This window comes from Paenibacillus kobensis NBRC 15729 (genome assembly GCF_004000825.1).
Lineage (GTDB): Bacteria > Bacillota > Bacilli > Paenibacillales > Paenibacillaceae > Paenibacillus_T > Paenibacillus_T kobensis.
Genome location: NZ_BILZ01000154.1, coordinates 1 through 658 on the forward strand (window position 1 = coordinate 1; position 658 = coordinate 658).

Consider the following 658-nt stretch of genomic DNA (forward strand, 5'->3'; position numbering starts at 1 on the left):
TAACGATTTTCTTTTGGCTTATTAAAGTATTATGTACAACAGTAGGGGAAACCTTCTCTGATTTTTTAAGCTTCAACGTAGGTTTAGGATTACCACTAACGACTTTATTGATGGGTATATCTTTTGTTGTCGTTTTATTTCTCCAGTTCAAGGCAACTAAATATATTCCTCTTGTATATTGGCTGACTGTTGTTCTTATCAGTGTATTTGGTACACTTCTGACTGACAATTTAACTGACGGGTTTGGGGTACCGCTTGAACTGAGTACGATTACTTTCAGTGTGTTATTAGCTATCACGTTTATGCTTTGGTTCTCGAGCGAAAAGACGTTATCCATCCATTCTATCTACACGATTAGGAGGGAGGGATTCTATTGGTTAACGATCCTGTTTACCTTTGCTTTGGGGACAGCAGTAGGGGATTTGTACTCTGAGCAACTTGGAGTGGGATATCTAGGGACAGGAATTATCGTCATTATCATTATTGCATGTCTATACGTGGCATGGAAACTTAAGCTCAACGAAATCCTCGCTTTTTGGCTCGTTTATATACTAACACGACCTCTTGGTGCGTCGATTGGCGACTATTTGTCTCAGTCGAAGAAGAACGGAGGCTTGGATTTAGGCGCTACCACTACAAGCGTAATCTTCCTTAGCGC

The 658-nt window shown here is 40.4% G+C and carries 1 protein-coding gene; it reads left to right on the plus strand.

Translation table 11 applies throughout. The features are described 5' to 3' along the window. A partial coding sequence (locus tag PKO01S_RS28555; protein ID WP_456152492.1) for a COG4705 family protein occupies positions 1-658 on the plus strand: 658 nt, incomplete at both ends.